Below are 15954 nucleotides of genomic sequence, written 5' to 3'. Positions count from 1 at the left end.
CCGGACGTACGGTGCGGCGCATGAGTACGCGTACTCAGATCGCGCCCCGGCCGGGGCAGACTCCTGCCATGGACTGGACCCACTACCGCTTCCGCAGCCTGTGGTCCCTGCCCGCCCCGCCCGCCGTCGTGTACGCGGCGCTGGAGCGGCCCGAGGACTATCCGAGCTGGTGGCCGCAGGTCCGCTCGGTGACGAGGCTCGACGGCGACACGGGTGTGATCACCATCCGGTCCGTCCTGCCGTACGGCATGACCTTCACCGCACGGCAGATCCGCCGCGACCCCGACGCCGGTGTGCTGGAGGTCGCCATGTCCGGTGACATCGAGGGCTGGGCGCGTTGGACGGTCACCGCCGATCGCTCCGGAACCCTGGCCCGCTACGACCAGGAAGTGGACGTGCACAAGCCGCTGCTGCGCCGGCTCGCCGTACCCGGGCGCCCGGTCTTCCGCGTCAACCACCGCCTGATGATGCGGTCCGGACGGCGCGGACTGCTGCGTCACCTGCAAGCGGTTTGAAGGATCGGCGCCGGGACCTGTATTGTTCAGTGCGTTCCCGGGCGATTAGCTCAGTGGGAGAGCGCTTCGTTCACACCGAAGAGGCCACTGGTTCGAACCCAGTATCGCCCACCGGGAAGGAGCCGGTCCGCAACAGCGGACCGGCTCTTTTGATGCCATGGGGGGCGTCGTGGGCAAGGAACAGGGCGGGGAAGGACCGAGACTTGGGGCGCGGGTGCGCCGGCTCCGGATCCGCGGTCTGATCAGGATCTTCCTGCTTGCGGTGGTGCTGGGCGCCGTCGTGGCGCTGGCCAGGGTCACCTTCAACACCGAACGGGTCACCACGATGTGGGTCGGCGCGCGGATCGCGGCCGACGGCAGCGCCCGGATCACCGAGGTCATCGACTACGACTTCGGCTACCCGCACATGGAACGGCACGGTATCTACCGCGACCTGCCGGACCTGCCCTTCGACGAGGACGAGGCCCACATCGCCGTCAGCATGGACGGCCATCGCGTGCCCTGGGAACTCACGGTGGGCGACTACTACACCGAGCCGAACGGCCACCGGGAGATCGCCACCCGCATCAAGATCGGTGACCCGGGCCGCGCCGTCACCGGCGTGCACCGCTACCGCGTGCAGTACACCCTCCAGGGCGTCGTGAAGAAGGGCAGGCTGGCCTGGGACGCGGTCGGCACCGGCTGGCAGGTCGACCGGTCCCGCGTCGAGATCCATGTCCTGGCCCCCCACCTGCTCACCGCACCGCGCTGCGTGCACGGCACCGACGGCTCCGAGCGCCGCTGCGCCGTCGAGGCGACCGGCCCCGGCCTGCTCACCGTCGAGCTGAACCGGCTCAAGGGCAAGGAAGGGCTCACCCTCTACGCCGGCGAGGGCCATCGCATTTCCGGAATGGAGCCGCTGCTGCCCGCGCCACCCGCGGGGAAGGCCGTCGGTACCACGGTGACCCATCCGCTGCTGAACGCCCTGCTCGCCGCGGGCCTCGCCCTCGCCGCCGCCCTGGCCACGATCGGGCTGCTGCGCCTCCTCGGCCGCGACCGGCCCGCACCGCAGGGCGCCGACGCGAACCCGGGGACGCCGAGCGCCACACCCCCGCAGGGTCTGAGTCCCGCCCAGGGCGGCATCCTGGCAGACGAGCGGGTCGAGCCCCGGCACCAGACCGCCTGGCTGCTCGGCGCCGTCGCCGACGGCCACCTCGTCCTCGGCGGCGAGGGACACGCGCCGACCCTGCGCCGCCGCAGCAGGGGCGCGGGGTCCGACGACCCGGTCATCAGGGAGGTCCTGCGGTACATCTTCGCCGGGCGCGATCAGATCACCCTGGGCATGTACGACTCGTCCTTCCAGACGGGCTGGCATGCGCTCGCCCGCCACCTGCAGCAATGGCAGACCGACTCCGGTCTGTGGGACGCGGCGTCCGTGCGCCGGGCCCGCACCGGACGCTACGCCGGCATGGCCGCCGCCGTGCTCGGCTTCGTCACGGCAGCGGTGGGCGCGGGCCTCGGCGGCGGTCGCCTTGCGGCGGGGGGACCGGTGCTCATCGCGGGCGCGGTCGTCTTCGGTACCGGCCTCGCGCTGGCGCGGCGCGCCTGGGAGCTGCACCGCCGCACGCCCGAGGGCAGCGCCCGATTGCTGCGGGTGGAGGCGTTCCGGCGCTACCTCGCCGACCCGTCGGTGGTTCCCGCCGGGCTACCCCTCGACGACGACCAGGTCCGGCGCTACACGGCCTGGGCGGTCGCCCTCGGCCTGGGCGACACCTGGCGGCACGCCGTCGAGACGTCCGCCGTACCCACCCGGCAGCCCTCCTCGCCCGCCGTGCGGCTCGGGCCGGCGCTGGCCCTGGGACTCGTCGTCACCGCCGCGCTCTCCTCCCGGACACCGTCCTCCAGCGGCGGCGGCTCAGGTGGCGGCTCCGGCGGCGGAGGCTCCTTCAGCGGTGTCGGCGGCGGAGCGGGCGGCGGCGGAGGCGGCTCCTGGTGACCGCCGTACAGCGGGCGGTGCCCGGACCGTGACTCCGCAGCCTAGGCCGCGGCCGGCAGCTCCGGCCTGAGCGGCCAGTCCGTGCTGACGATCTCCTCCGAGCCGCTGCGCGCGAACCATGCCTGCAGCCCGCGGGCCTGCGCGGCGTGCCAGCCCGTCTGGAGCGTGTGCAGCTCGGCGGGGGTCAGACGCTCCAACCGGGTCGCGAAACGGCGGCCCAGGGCCCGTACGACGTCCAGCGCGGCCAGTGCGTCCGCTCCCGCGTCATGCGCGCCCTGCAGTGTCACGCCGTAGTGCGCGCACAGGTCGGTCAGGGTGCGGCGGCCCTTGCGGTAGCGGTCCAGGTGTTTGTCCAGCACGCGCGGGTCCAGCACGTGCAGCGGGGTCGACTCGAACCAGCGGTCCAGCGAGGACGCCCGGTGCCGACGCAACTCCCGGTCCAGCAAGGTGAGATCGAAGGGCGCGTTCATCACCACCAGCGGGCGGCCCATCGCCGCGTGCTCCGCCAGCTGCTCGGCTATCTCGTACATCACCGGCGCCGGCCAGCGGCCGTTGCGCTGCAGGTGTTCCTCCGTCAGCCCGTGCACCGCCGTGGCCTCCTCGGGCACCGGCACCCCCGGGTTCACCAGCCAGCGGGTGACCCGTGGCCGGGTGCCCGGCGCGTCCTGGACGACGACGGCGGCCGACACGATCCGGTCGGTCTCGACGTCCACGCCCGTCGTCTCCGTGTCGAAGGCGGCCAGCGGCCCCTCGTACCAGTACGTCATCCCAACCCAACTCCTCGTTCACCCAGGGCAGGTGACGTTCCGTCTTCTGCCCGTTTGGTGATACCCGGGCCGTTTGCGCCGTACGCCGGGGGGAGACAACAGGAGTACGGGTCTTTGCAGTTCAGCGGCCCGCAGCGGGGAAACTCTTGGCTTGGAAGGCTGTTGGTCATGGCCATAGCGCAGCCCGAGCGGGGCGGGCTGCTGCCCGATCGCACGGGCACCCTTCGCGGCACGCTCGCCACCACCGCCTGCATGGAGACACTGCAGGTCGGCTATCTGCACGCGGTCGCCGCCGCGGCCGGCTGCTCGCTGTCCCAGCCCTTCCCGGACAACGGCATCGACTGGCACGTCAGCCACAGCGCGCCCGGACACACCGTCGACGACGAGGTCACCATCAAGGTGCAGCTCAAGGCCACGTACCAGGTCGCGCCGAACCCGCCGGGGTGCACCTTCTCCTTCACCCTCGACAACGACCATCTGCGCAAGCTCGCCCGCACCCCCGTCTCGGTGCACAAGATCCTGGTCGTCATGCTCGTCCCGCGCTCGCAGGACGACTGGCTGCGCGCCAGCCACGACCGGCTCGACCTCAGGCACTGCTGCTACTGGGTCAACCTCGCCGGCCACCCCGTCACCGGCCGGCACCGGACCACCGTGCGGATACCGACCACACGCATCTTCGACGACCGGGCGCTCTGCGAGATCATGACGCGGGTCGGAACGGGAGGCAGGCCATGAGGAGCCGTCCGTACGAGGAGCTGCCGCGCCAGGTCCGGCCGCATCCCGACGACCTCGCCTGGAACCGGCCCCCGGAGCCCGCCGAGGTCGACCCCGCCGTGCTCGGCGCCCTGCTGCACCGGCACGGCTGGCAGCGGCGGGGCGGAGCCCCCGGGCGCTACGGCCGCTGGACCCCGCCGGGACCGGGGGCCGGCGGGACCAGCCTGCTGGTGCCGGAGAGCCGCGCCTTCCCCGACAGTGACGACCTGCTCGGCGAGGCCCTGGACGCCCTCTCCCGCAGCGCGACGCCCGCCGCGCGTGAGGTGCTGATCTCCCTCGCCGTGCCCAGCGACGAGATCCGCTGGTGGCGCGACGCCCCGAGCGGGCCCGTCGGTGCCGCGCCCTGGACGGCCGACGAGCAACTGCGCGGCGCCGCCCGGCAGATGCTGCTCGCGGCCGCACTCGCCACACGCGCGCGTGCCGGGTACTACGGCGCCCGCCACCGCCGCTCCGCCGTCGCACTGCTGCAGGACGTCCTCGTCGGCCCCGCCGCCGAGGGCCGGCACCTCACCGCCTTCGTTCCCGTGCCCACGGGCCGTGCGCTCGCCGTCCGCCTGCACCAGGCCCTGAACGCCGCCCGCGAGGCCGTCGACTACCAGCGGGCCACCGGCGGCATGGACGCCTTCGACGGCGCGGTCGAGGCCGGCGTCAGCCGCGAGCTGACCGAGGCGCTGGCCGCGCTGGTGCGGGGCACCGAGGGCGCCCGGATCGCCGTCGCCTGGGCACCGGGGGCAGGTGCCCCCGAGGGCTGCGCCCCCTCCGCCGAACCCGTCGAGTTCTCACCCGGCGACCTGCCCGTGCTGCGCGAGGCCGCCGCCCGCTATCTGCGCGAGGAACCCTCCGTACCGGTCCGGATCACCGGCGCCGTCGTCCGTATGCGCCGCTCCGGACCCGGCGGCGAGGGCACCGTACGGCTGCGCGTCCTGGCCGGCGCCGACGTCCCGCACGTCCGCGTCACCTTGGACGAGGAGGACTACCGCATCGCCGGCCACGCCCACCTCGTCGGACTCCCGGTGCGGGTGCACGGCCGGCTGGAGCGCCGGGGCGGCTTCCGCCGGCTCACCGGTGCCTCCGGGGTCGTACCGGTACAGGTGGACGAGGGGGAACGGGACCGGCTGATGAAGTCCTTGCAGGAGAACCTCGACTTCTTCGAGGAGGCCTGCGGGGAGGCGTACGGGGACGAGGACTGAGGAGTATCCGGCAGGGGACTGTGGGTGACCGTTTCGCGGTCGGTGCCGTGGGGTCGGTACGATCGCCTGTGCGCGCGCTCCTGGTACGGCGCCGCACCCACCTTCAGTCAGGAGAGACCGGTGTCAGACGTCCGTGTGATCATCCAACGCGATTCCGAGCGGGAAGAACGCGTGGTGACGACGGGCACTACGGCCGCCGACCTCTTCGCCGGCGAGCGCTCGATCATCGCCGCGCGTGTCGGTGGCGAGCTGAAGGACCTCGCCTACGAGGTCAAGGACGGCGAGACTGTCGAGGGCGTCGAGATCTCGTCCGAGGACGGCCTGAACATCCTGCGTCACTCCACCGCGCACGTCATGGCGCAGGCCGTGCAGGAGATCTTCCCCGAGGCCAAGCTGGGCATCGGCCCGCCCGTCAAGGACGGCTTCTACTACGACTTCGACGTGGAGAAGCCGTTCACGCCCGAGGATCTCAAGGCCATCGAGAAGAAGATGCAGGAGATCCAGAAGCGGGGGCAGCGCTTCTCCCGCCGTGTGGTCACCGACGAGGCCGCCCGTGCGGAGCTGGCGGACGAGCCGTACAAGCTGGAGCTGATCGGCCTCAAGGGCTCGGCCTCCTCCGACGACGGCGCGGACGTCGAAGTCGGCGCCGGCGAGCTGACGATCTACGACAACCTGGACGCCAAGACCGGCGAGCTGTGCTGGAAGGACCTCTGCCGCGGTCCGCACCTGCCCTCGACCCGCCTCATCCCGGCGTTCAAGCTGATGCGCAACGCGGCCGCCTACTGGCGCGGCAGCGAGAAGAACCCGATGCTCCAGCGCATCTACGGCACCGCCTGGCCGTCCAAGGACGAGCTGAAGGCGTACCTGGACTTTCTCGCCGAGGCCGAGAAGCGCGACCACCGCAAGCTCGGCACCGAGCTGGACCTCTTCTCCATCCCGGAGCAGATCGGCTCCGGCCTCGCCGTCTTCCACCCCAAGGGCGGCATCGTCCGCCGGGTCATGGAGGACTACTCGCGGCGTCGCCACGAGGAAGAGGGCTACGAGTTCGTCTACACCCCGCACGCGACGAAGGGGAAGCTCTTCGAGACGTCCGGGCACCTGGACTGGTACGCCGAGGGCATGTACCCGCCCATGCAGCTCGACGAGGGCGTGGACTACTACCTCAAGCCCATGAACTGCCCGATGCACAACCTGATCTTCGACGCGCGCGGCCGCTCCTACCGCGAACTGCCGCTGCGCCTCTTCGAGTTCGGGACCGTGTACCGGTACGAGAAGTCGGGCGTCGTGCACGGCCTGACCCGTGCCCGCGGCTTCACCCAGGACGACGCGCACATCTACTGCACCCGTGAGCAGATGTCCGAGGAGCTGGACAAGACGCTCACGTTCGTCCTGGGTCTGCTGCGGGACTACGGTCTGACGGACTTCTACCTGGAGCTGTCGACGAAGGACCCGGAGAAGTTCGTCGGCTCGGACGAGGTCTGGGAGGAGGCGACCGAGACCCTGCGCCAGGTCGCCGAGAAGCAGGGCCTGCCGCTGGTCCCGGACCCGGGCGGCGCCGCCTTCTACGGCCCGAAGATCTCCGTCCAGGCCAAGGACGCGATCGGCCGCACCTGGCAGATGTCGACCATCCAGCTCGACTTCAACCTGCCCGAGCGCTTCAACCTGGAGTACACCGGCCCCGACGGCTCCAAGCAGCGCCCGGTCATGATCCACCGCGCGCTGTTCGGCTCCATCGAGCGGTTCTTCGCGGTCCTGCTGGAGCACTACGCGGGCGCCTTCCCGGCGTGGCTGGCCCCGGTCCAGGCGCTCGGCATCCCGATCGGCGACGCGCACGTGGAGTACCTGGAGAAGTTCGCGGCGGCGGCCCGGAAGCAGGGTCTGCGCGTCGAGGTGGACTCCTCCTCGGACCGGATGCAGAAGAAGATCCGCAACGCCCAGAAGCAGAAGGTGCCCTTCATGGTCATCGCGGGCGACGAGGACATGTCGAACGGCTCGGTGTCGTTCCGCTACCGCGACGGCTCGCAGGTGAACGGCATCCCGTTCGACGCGGCCATCGCGAAGATCGCGCAGGTCGTCCAGGAGCGGGCCCAGGTCTGACGGGCCCGGGTCTGGTCCGGCGCAGGCCCCGTACGAAGGCCCCCGGGGAGGTTCACCTTCCCGGGGGCCTTTCGTCTCCCTCGCGGGTGAAGGTCTGCATCAGCCAGGACGAGAACGAGCCCGTCACCGCGCCGAGCAGGGCGAGGCCGCCGATCATCATCCCGGTGGCGATCGTGCGGCCCATCGCGGTGACCGGGGTGATGTCCCCGTAGCCGACCGTGGTGAGGGTCGACGCGGCCCACCACACGGCGTCCCCGAACGTGTGCATGGTGGCGCCGGGGGCTCCGCGCTCCGCCTGGTAGACCGCGAGGGCACCGGAGAAGCCGAGCAGCACGGTGGACAGGCCGGAGTAGGAGATCACGCGTGCGTGCAGGGAGAGCCGGGGCTGCCCGGCCTTGCGCTGAACGGCGTCGTACAGCGGGACGATCCGCAGCGGGCGCAGCAGCGGCAGGATGACCACCACCGTGTGCAGCATGTGCGTGGGGACGAAGCGCAGACCCTGTCCGCTGAGCCGCCAGCGCACCGCATAGTCCGCGGCGAACAGCAGCCAGAGGCCGAGCATCACGGACAGGCACACGGCGTGCCAGAAGGCGGGCATGTCCGTGGCCAGGACGTGCGTGGCATACGCGGCCAGGAAGACCAGTGACGCAACGAAGAGGGGGATCTCGGTGCGCTGCGTCCAGCGCGCCGAACGGCTGTCGTCGTCCACCGGCCAAGCTTTGCCGGTGACGTCCTTCCTGCCGCCCCGGCGACACGCCGCGAACGGGCGAAGCCATATGCTGCCTAGCATGACGAGTGAGCCGGAGCAGCAGATCGGAGTGGGGACGCAGGACGCGTTCCAGCGCCTGTGGACGCCCCACCGGATGGCCTACATCCAGGGCGAGAACAAGCCGAGCGGCCCGGGTGCCGACGACGGCTGCCCCTTCTGCACGATCCCGGCCAAGTCCGACGAGGACGGGCTGATCGTCCGGCGCGGCGAGCATGTCTACGCCGTCCTCAACCTGTACCCGTACAACGGCGGCCATCTGATGACGGTCCCGTACCGCCATGTCGCCGACTACACGGACCTGACCGGTCCGGAGACCGCGGAGCTGGCCGAGCTGACCAAGCAGGCGATGACGGCCCTGCGCACCGCGTCCGGCGCGCACGGCTTCAACATCGGCATGAACCAGGGCACGGTCGCGGGCGCCGGTATCGCCGCCCACCTGCACCAGCACATCGTCCCGCGCTGGGGCGGCGACACGAACTTCATGCCGGTGGTCGGCCACACCAAGGTGCTGCCGCAGCTGCTGGCCGACACCAGGAAGATGCTGGCGGAGGCCTGGCCGGCGTAGGCCGGTGGTGCCTCTGCGGAGGGCACCACTCACGCGTCGTAGAGGTCGGCCTTCTTCGGCAGCGGATCCTGCACCTGTGTGCTGAGGAACGCCGACCGCGTGCCGAACTTCTCCGTGTCCACGCCGTTCTCCTCCAGCACCCTCATCGCCGCCGAGTGCACCACCCGCAGCACCGGCGTGGCCGCGCGCAGCGCGTCGTCGGCCATGAAGCGGTGCCGCCAGGGCTGGTCGGCCCAGGCGTGCCGCAGACCGAACGGCTCGGGCAGGACGAGCGAGCCGCCGAGCCAGTTGAGAATCGGCGGGTACCAGGTCAGCGGGGCGCGCGCGGCGAGCCGTACCACCTCGTCGGTGGTGACCAGCGGCAGCATGATCTTCCTGGTCTCCCAGGGCTTGAGGGACTTGGCGACCTCCTTGCTCGGCGGCTCCGGCTTGGAGGTGAACAGCGGGTTCACCGGTCCCAGCGCATGCCCGGTCACCTCGATGCGCAGCGTCTCGTGCAGCACCGTCACCGTGATCAGCATGGTGAGGACCAGCTGCCCGTCCCACAGCGTCCACTGCACGCCCAGATAGTGCCGGTCGCCGCTGCCGAACTGCTGCTTGTTGCAGATCTCCTGTATCGCGTGCGGCTTGACCTGGAAGGCCTCGACGTCGGTGCCCTCGGGCCGGGCCACCTCCGTGGCCTTCTCGCCGATCGGCGTGACGATCCAGTGCTTGATGGACGGCCTGGGGAATCCGCCGGTGTTCAGCGGGCCTCGCTCCAGCAGGGCGAGCTGGTCGTGGATCGCGCGTATCACGTCCCAGCTGCGGAAGGGGTGGATCTCCCGGGCCGGGTCGGCGGGCACCAGGTCCTCGGCGAGCTGCCAGGCGCCCCAGCGGGTGCCCATGCCGAGTATGCCCTTGGGGCCGGCGTAGAAGACCGAGTTGGACTGCTGCTCGGCGCTGAGCCGGGCCAGCGACTGGCGCAGCTCCTCGGCCGCGGTCTGGTTGGGGCCGCGCGGCACGGCCTCGGGAACCTTGGCGCCGACGCTGGTGCCCGAGAGCAGGCCGCCCCAGCGGGCCCGCAGATCCCTGGCCGTGCGCTCGCAGATCTGCTTCGCCCAGAACCAGCCGAGCACGGGGAGCACGACGCACCCCCGGGCGTACCACGCCCAGAAGCCGGTGAACGGCATCTTGATCAGGAACAGTGCGGCGAGCACGCCGACCCCCAGGAGCAGGGCGGTGGCGAGCGCACCCGCCCGTTTGTCCTCGCGCGTGGCGACGAACGTGCGCAGCTGGAAGACGAGCAGCCAGGCGAGCAGCCCGGGCAGGAAGAGGACTCCGCACAGGACCGTCACGGCGGTCAGGCGGTTGTCGCGCTCCCGGCGGATGTTGTTGGCCGCGAGGCAGTGCTCGACGACGAACTGGGGCTCGGAGCCGAAGGACTGGATCAGCGGCTTGCGGCCGGGAGCGAGCATCCGGGCGACCACGGCCCGCGAGAACGCCTCACCGAGATTGGGCCTCAGCAGGGCGATCCTGCCGGGGTTGAGGGTCGACTCGTGCCACTCGTTGTCGGCCTTCTTGATCTCCTCCATCGGGCTGTCCCGGTACGCCGCGGAGGCCAGCGCGGCGGTCGCCGCCTGACTCGCGTCGCCCGCGACGGGCACCTGGGGCCCGTCCCACTCCGTTCCCAACGACATTCCCGCCCCCATCGCCGCCGGTGTCGCTTCTGCGGCCTTCCCGACTTCCTTGCTCCGCACACCTCTTGAACAGGCCGTCGCGTCGATTACCCGTCACAACCGGACGACTGCGGCACGACCCGATCAGGTGATCAGCGTATCCGCCGCCACCGACAACCCGCGGGCGGACGGCCGAAGCCGCCCGCCCGCGTACCCGGCTCGCGGGTGCTGAACTACCCGTTCTCACCTGCCTGTTCGCGGATCCGTTCGGCGATCTGCGGCGGCATCGGCTCGTGCCGGGCGTAGGCGCGGTCGAACCGTGCCGTGCCGTGCGACAGCGAGCGCAGGTCGACGGCGTACCGGCCGATCTCGAACTCGGGCACCTCGGCCTTGATCAGCGTCCGCCCGGAACCCACCTGTTCGGTGCCGAGCAGCCGGCCGCGCCGGCTGGACAGGTCGCTCATCACGGCGCCCACGTAGTCGTCGCCGACCAGTACGGACACCTCGGCCACCGGCTCCAGCAGATGGATCTTCGCGTCCGCCGCGGCCTCCCGCAGCGCGAGCGCGCCCGCGGTCTGGAAGGCGGCGTCGGAGGAGTCCACCGAGTGCGCCTTGCCGTCCAGCAGTGTGATCCGCACGTCCACCAGCGGATATCCGGCGGCGACGCCCTTGGCGGCCTGCGCCCGTACGCCCTTCTCCACGGACGGGATGAACTGGCGCGGCACGGCACCGCCGACCACCTTGTCCACGAACTCGATGCCCGAGCCGCCCGGCAGCGGCTCCACCTCGATCTCACAGATGGCGTACTGCCCGTGCCCGCCGGACTGCTTCACATGCCGCCCGCGTCCGCCGGCCTTGTTCGCGAACGTCTCCCGTAGGGAGACCTTGTGCGGGACGACATCGACCTGGACGCCGTAGCGGCTGCGCAGCCGTTCCAGGGCGACGTCCGCGTGGGCCTCTCCCAGGCACCACAGGACCACCTGGTGGGTGTCCTGGTTGTGCTCCAGGCGCATGGTCGGGTCCTCGGCCACCAGCCGGGCGAGGCCCTGCGAGAGCTTGTCCTCGTCGGCCTTGCTGTGCGCCTGGATGGCGACCGGCAGCAGCGGGTCGGGCATCCGCCAGGGCTCCATCAGGAGCGGGTCGTCCTTCGCGGAGAGCGTGTCCCCGGTCTCGGCCCGGCCGAGCTTGGCCACGCACACCAGATCGCCGGCGACCGCGTGCGTCACCGGTCGCTGCTGCTTGCCGAAGGGCATGGACAGGGCGCCGACCTTCTCGTCGACGTCGTGGTCCTCGTGGCCGCGGTCGGCCAGCCCGTGCCCGGAGACGTGCACCGTCTGGTCGGGGCGCAGGGTGCCGGAGAAGACACGCACCAGGGAGACCCGGCCGACGTAGGGGTCGGAGGAGGTCTTGACGACCTCGGCGACCAGTGGGCCGCCGGTGTCGCACGGCTTCAGCTCGCGCGCCTTGCCGTCGATGGTGGTGACCTCGGGCAGCGGGTGCTCGAACGGGGTCGGGAACCCTCCGGTGACCAGTTCCAGCAGCTCCACCGTGCCAAGCCCCTGTTTGGCGCCCTCGGCGGCGGGGGCGGCCGCCAGGACGGGGAAGAAGGAGCCGCGGGCGACGGCCCGTTCCAGGTCCTGGATCAGCGTCTTGACGTCGACCTGCTCGCCGCCGAGATAGCGGTCCATGAGGGTCTCGTCCTCGCTCTCGGCGATGATCCCCTCGATGAGCCGGTTGCGGGCCTCCTCGATGTCCGGCAGCTGGTCCTCGCCGGGCTCGGACTCCTTGCGCTCCCCGGTCGAGTAGTCGAACAGCTTCTGCGACAGCAGCCCGACCAGCCCGGTCACGGGTGCGTGCCCGTCGGGTCCCTCGGGGCCGCGCAGCGGGAGGTACAGCGGCAGCACGGCATCGGGGTCGTCGCCGCCGAAGGCCTCCGCGCAGACGCGGGTCATCTCCTCGAAGTCGGCGCGTGCCGCCTCCAGGTGGGTGATCACGATGGCGCGCGGCATGCCGACGGCCGCGCACTCCTCCCAGACCATCCGGGTGGAGCCGTCCACGCCGTCCGAGGCCGAGACGACGAAGAGGGCCGCGTCCGCCGCGCGCAGACCGGCCCTGAGCTCCCCGACGAAGTCGGCGTATCCGGGGGTGTCGAGCAGGTTGATCTTGATGCCGTCCCAGGCGACCGGCACCAGGGAGAGCTGTACCGAGCGCTGCTGCCGGTGCTCGATCTCGTCGTAGTCCGAGACGGTGCCGCCGTCCTCCTTGCGGCCCGCCCGGTTCACCGCCCCCGCGGCCAGCGCGAGGGCCTCCACCAGAGTCGTCTTGCCCGAACCGGAGTGGCCGACCAGCACCACGTTCCGTACGGATGCGGGCTGGTCGGCCTCCAGAGCCCTGCCGGCGGCCCCGGGGTGTTGCGTCTGAGTCTTGTCGCCCATGATCCTGCCTCCCGTGCACGGTGAGGTCACTGTGGGCGCGGACACGCGGGACCCGCGTGCACTGGCGGCTCCGGCGACGCCCGCGGTTATTCGAGCTTTCCACTCCCGTCACGTTGCGTCCATACGAACGACAATCGCGCACGCCGATCGCGCCACGCGTGCGCCGCGCACGGCGGCGCACACCGGCTCGCGCCGCGGGCCGCGGGTGCCCGCCCGTCACGTGCACGCGCGCGTGGCTACGATGGGCCAGCCGGCGGCCACCAGGGGCCGCGGCGACACCGACCGTCGGGAAGGCCATGCTGAACAAGTACGCGCGTGCATTCTTCACGCGTGTCCTCACACCGTTCGCCGCGTTTCTCATCCGCCGGGGCGTGAGCCCCGACACGGTCACGCTCATCGGCACGGCCGGTGTGGTCGCGGGCGCGCTGGTCTTCTACCCCCGGGGCGAGTTCTTCTGGGGCACGGTCGTGATCACCCTGTTCGTCTTCTCCGACCTGGTCGACGGCAACATGGCCCGCCAGCTGGGCCGCTCCAGCCGCTGGGGCGCCTTCCTCGACTCCACCCTCGACCGGGTCGCCGACGGTGCGATCTTCGGCGGCTTCGCGCTCTGGTACGCGGGCAACGGGCACAACAACGTCCTGTGCGCCGTCTCGATCTTCTGCCTGGCGAGCGGCCAGGTGGTGTCGTACACCAAGGCGCGCGGCGAGTCCATCGGGCTGCCGGTCGCCGTCAACGGCCTGGTCGAACGCGCCGAGCGGCTGGTGATCTCGCTGGTCGCGGCCGGTTTCGCGGGCCTGCACAAGTTCGGCGTGCCCGGCATCCAGTGGCTGCTGCCGATCGCCCTGTGGATCGTCGCGGTCGGCAGTCTCGTCACGCTGATCCAGCGGGTCGTCACGGTCCGCCGCGAGTCCGCCGAGGCCGAGGCCGCCGCGGCCCGGCAGAGCCCCAGCGAGGCCGCGAAGTGAGCGCCGCCGACCGGCTCACCGACGGGCTGTACGGGCTCGGCTGGAGCACCGTCAAGAAGCTCCCCGAACCCGTCGCGGTCCGGCTCGGGCACACCATCGCCGACCTCGCCTGGAAGCAGCACGGCAAGGGCGTGCAGCGCCTGGAGTCCAACTACGCGCGCGTGCTGCCCGAGGCCGGCCCGGAGCACCTGCGCGAGCTCTCCCGCGCGGGCATGCGCTCGTACCTGCGCTACTGGATGGAGTCCTTCCGGCTGCCCGCCTGGAGCCGCGAGCGCGTGAAGTCGGGCTTCGACCCCAAGGACATACATTTCCTGACCGACGGACTGGCCGCCGGCGAGGGCGTGATCCTCGCGCTGCCGCACATGGCCAACTACGACCTGGCCGGCGCCTGGGTCACCACCAAGCTGGAGACGCCGTTCACGACGGTCGCCGAGCGGCTCAAGCCCGAGACGCTGTACGACCGTTTCGTCGCCTACCGCGAGGGCCTCGGCATGGAGGTCCTGCCGCACAGCGGGGGCTCCGCCTTCGGCACCCTCGCCCGCAGGCTGCGCGACGGCGGCCTGGTCTGCCTGGTCGCCGACCGCGATCTGTCCGCCTCCGGCGTCGAGGTCGACTTCTTCGGCGAGAAGACCCGGATGCCCGCGGGCCCGGCGCTGCTCGCCCAGCAGACCGGCGCGCTGCTGCTCCCGGTCACGCTCTGGTACGACGACTCGCCCGTCATGCAGGGCCGTGTGCATCCCCCGGTCGAGGTACCGGGGTCAGGTACCCGGGCCGAGAAGACGTCTGTCATGACACAGGCGCTGGCCGACGCCTTCGCCACCGGGATCGCCGACCACCCGGAGGACTGGCACATGCTGCAGCGGCTGTGGCTCGCCGACCTCGACCCCGCGAAGGGATCCTCGTGAGAATCGGGATCGTCTGCCCGTACTCCTGGGACGTGCCCGGAGGCGTCCAGTTCCACATCCGCGACCTCGCCGAGTACTTCCTCCGCCTCGGCCATGACGTGTCCGTCCTGGCCCCGGCCGACGACGACACCCCGCTGCCGCCGTACGTCGTCTCGGCCGGCCGCGCGGTCCCGGTGCCGTACAACGGCTCGGTGGCCCGCCTGAACTTCGGTCTCCTGTCGGCCGCGCGGGTGCGGCGCTGGCTGCACGAGGGCGCCTTCGACGTGGTCCACATCCACGAGCCGACCTCGCCCTCGCTGGGCCTGCTGACCTGCTGGGCGGCCTCCGGCCCGATCGTGGCCACCTTCCACACCTCCAACCCCCGCTCGCGCGCGATGATCGCCGCGTACGCCATCCTGCAGGCGGCCCTGGAGAAGATCAGCGCCCGGATCGCGGTCAGCGAGTACGCCCGCCGGACGCTGGTCGAGCACCTCGGCGGGGACGCGGTGGTCATCCCCAACGGCGTCGACGTGGACTTCTTCGCCAAGGCCGAGCCGAAGCCGGAGTGGCAGGGCGACACGATCGGCTTCATCGGCCGCATCGACGAGCCCCGCAAGGGCCTGCCCGTCCTGATGAAGGCGCTGCCGAAGATCCTTTCGGCCCGCCCGCAGACGCGCCTGCTGGTCGCCGGGCGGGGCGACGAGGAGGCGGCCGTGGAGGACCTCCCGAAGGAGCTACGCGCGCGTGTGGAGTTCCTCGGCATGATCAGCGACGAGGACAAGGCGCGCTTCCTGCGCAGCGTCGACCTGTACGTCGCGCCCAACACCGGCGGCGAGAGCTTCGGCATCATCCTGGTCGAGGCGATGTCGGCGGGCGCGCCCGTGCTCGCCTCCGACCTGGACGCCTTCGTGCAGGTGCTCGACCAGGGCGAGGCCGGCGAGGTCTTCGCCAACGAGGACGCCGACGCGCTCGCCGAGTCCGCCGTACGCCTCCTGGCGGACCCGGCCCGCCGCACGGAACTCCGCGAACGCGGCAGCGCCCATGTACGGCGCTTCGACTGGTCGACGGTCGGCGCGGACATCCTGTCGGTGTACGAGACGGTCACCACCGGTACGGCGGCGGTGGCCACGGACGAGCGGTCGGGACTGCGGGCTCGCTTCGGACTGGCGCGGGACTGACGGGCTGGGGCCGCGCATCGGGCGGGGTCGCGACCGAACGGGTTGGGACTGTGGTCGGGCGTGCTCGGGACTGAGGGACGCAGGGGTGCTGCTGGGGCCGGTGTGACTTGCGTTCAGGGTGGGTGCGGCGGGCGGGCCGGCCTGCGGGTGTGGTTCGGGTCGTGCGGGGATGGTCTGGGGCTTGC

At 71.5% G+C, this 15954-nt stretch carries 13 protein-coding genes and 1 tRNA gene; 10 read left to right on the top strand and 4 right to left on the bottom strand.

Features of this window, described 5'->3' with window-relative positions:
• The first annotated feature begins 68 nt into the window (after positions 1–68).
• The 3 genes from ACZ418_RS23150 to ACZ418_RS23140 all read left to right on the top strand — a co-directional run bounded on the left by ACZ418_RS23150 (position 69) and on the right by ACZ418_RS23140 (position 2490).
• Entirely contained in the window at positions 69–515 is a 447-nt protein-coding gene (locus tag ACZ418_RS23150) for an SRPBCC family protein (RefSeq protein WP_468366543.1), read from the top strand.
• A 39-nt stretch (positions 516–554) separates the two neighbouring features.
• Positions 555–626: transfer RNA gene (locus tag ACZ418_RS23145), tRNA-Val, on the top strand.
• Positions 627–672: 46 nt separating this feature from the next.
• The gene (locus ACZ418_RS23140; RefSeq protein ID WP_468365886.1) at positions 673–2490 is read left to right on the top strand and encodes a DUF2207 domain-containing protein; all 1818 of its coding nucleotides are present in this window, start codon (positions 673–675) and stop codon (positions 2488–2490) included.
• Positions 2491–2531: 41 nt separating this feature from the next.
• Here ACZ418_RS23140 and ACZ418_RS23135 read toward each other — a convergent pair whose 3' ends face one another.
• Positions 2532–3257, bottom strand: a complete 726-nt coding sequence (locus ACZ418_RS23135) for an exonuclease domain-containing protein (RefSeq protein ID WP_468365883.1) — start codon at positions 3255–3257, stop codon at positions 2532–2534.
• A 168-nt stretch (positions 3258–3425) separates the two neighbouring features.
• Between ACZ418_RS23135 and ACZ418_RS23130 the strand changes: the two genes are divergently transcribed.
• The 3 genes from ACZ418_RS23130 (at position 3426) to thrS (ending at position 7318) form a co-directional block, all read left to right on the top strand.
• Positions 3426–3992 carry a DUF4365 domain-containing protein gene (locus ACZ418_RS23130; protein ID WP_468365880.1) on the top strand — a complete coding sequence of 189 codons (567 nt, stop codon included), beginning with the start codon at positions 3426–3428 and terminating at the stop codon, positions 3990–3992.
• Entirely contained in the window at positions 3989–5221 is a 1233-nt protein-coding gene (locus ACZ418_RS23125) for a hypothetical protein (RefSeq protein WP_468365877.1), read from the top strand. Before ACZ418_RS23130 ends, ACZ418_RS23125 begins: the two co-directional genes overlap by 4 nt.
• Before the next feature lie 120 nt (positions 5222–5341).
• Positions 5342–7318, top strand: coding sequence for a threonine--tRNA ligase (gene thrS, locus ACZ418_RS23120; protein ID WP_468365875.1), 1977 nt, complete (start codon positions 5342–5344; stop codon positions 7316–7318).
• Positions 7319–7370: 52 nt separating this feature from the next.
• Here thrS and ACZ418_RS23115 read toward each other — a convergent pair whose 3' ends face one another.
• Positions 7371–8027 carry a potassium channel family protein gene (locus tag ACZ418_RS23115; protein ID WP_468365872.1) on the bottom strand — a complete coding sequence of 219 codons (657 nt, stop codon included), beginning with the start codon at positions 8025–8027 and terminating at the stop codon, positions 7371–7373.
• Between the two features lie 67 nt (positions 8028–8094).
• On the opposite strand from ACZ418_RS23115, the gene ACZ418_RS23110 reads away from it, so the two are divergent.
• Entirely contained in the window at positions 8095–8652 is a 558-nt protein-coding gene (locus ACZ418_RS23110; RefSeq protein WP_228618846.1) for an HIT family protein, read from the top strand.
• A gap of 29 nt (positions 8653–8681) precedes the next feature.
• On the opposite strand, the gene ACZ418_RS23105 is transcribed toward ACZ418_RS23110, so the two are convergent.
• Together ACZ418_RS23105 and ACZ418_RS23100 are read right to left on the bottom strand one after the other, a co-directional pair.
• Positions 8682–10328, bottom strand: coding sequence for a hypothetical protein (locus tag ACZ418_RS23105; protein WP_468365869.1), 1647 nt, complete (start codon positions 10326–10328; stop codon positions 8682–8684).
• Positions 10329–10540: 212 nt separating this feature from the next.
• On the bottom strand, positions 10541–12742 hold the full coding sequence (locus ACZ418_RS23100) for an elongation factor G-like protein EF-G2 (protein WP_468365866.1): 2202 nt from the start codon (positions 12740–12742) through the stop codon (positions 10541–10543).
• 296 nt (positions 12743–13038) lie between these two features.
• Between ACZ418_RS23100 and pgsA the strand changes: the two genes are divergently transcribed.
• The 3 genes from pgsA to ACZ418_RS23085 are packed head-to-tail and all read left to right on the top strand — an operon-like array spanning position 13039 to position 15769.
• Entirely contained in the window at positions 13039–13707 is a 669-nt protein-coding gene (pgsA, locus tag ACZ418_RS23095; RefSeq protein WP_468365863.1) for a phosphatidylinositol phosphate synthase, read from the top strand.
• Complete coding sequence (locus tag ACZ418_RS23090) at positions 13704–14612, top strand: phosphatidylinositol mannoside acyltransferase (protein ID WP_468365861.1); 909 nt, start codon at positions 13704–13706, stop codon at positions 14610–14612. The genes pgsA and ACZ418_RS23090 overlap by 4 nt, the downstream gene beginning before the upstream one ends.
• Positions 14609–15769 (top strand): glycosyltransferase family 4 protein, encoded by a 1161-nt coding sequence (locus ACZ418_RS23085; RefSeq protein ID WP_468365859.1) that lies wholly within the window; start codon positions 14609–14611, stop codon positions 15767–15769. Before ACZ418_RS23090 ends, ACZ418_RS23085 begins: the two co-directional genes overlap by 4 nt.
• Positions 15770–15954 lie beyond the last annotated feature (185 nt).

The sequence above is a fragment of the Streptomyces sp. NPDC030820 genome (assembly GCF_055572075.1).
This window is presented reverse-complemented; position numbering and strand designations above follow the sequence as displayed.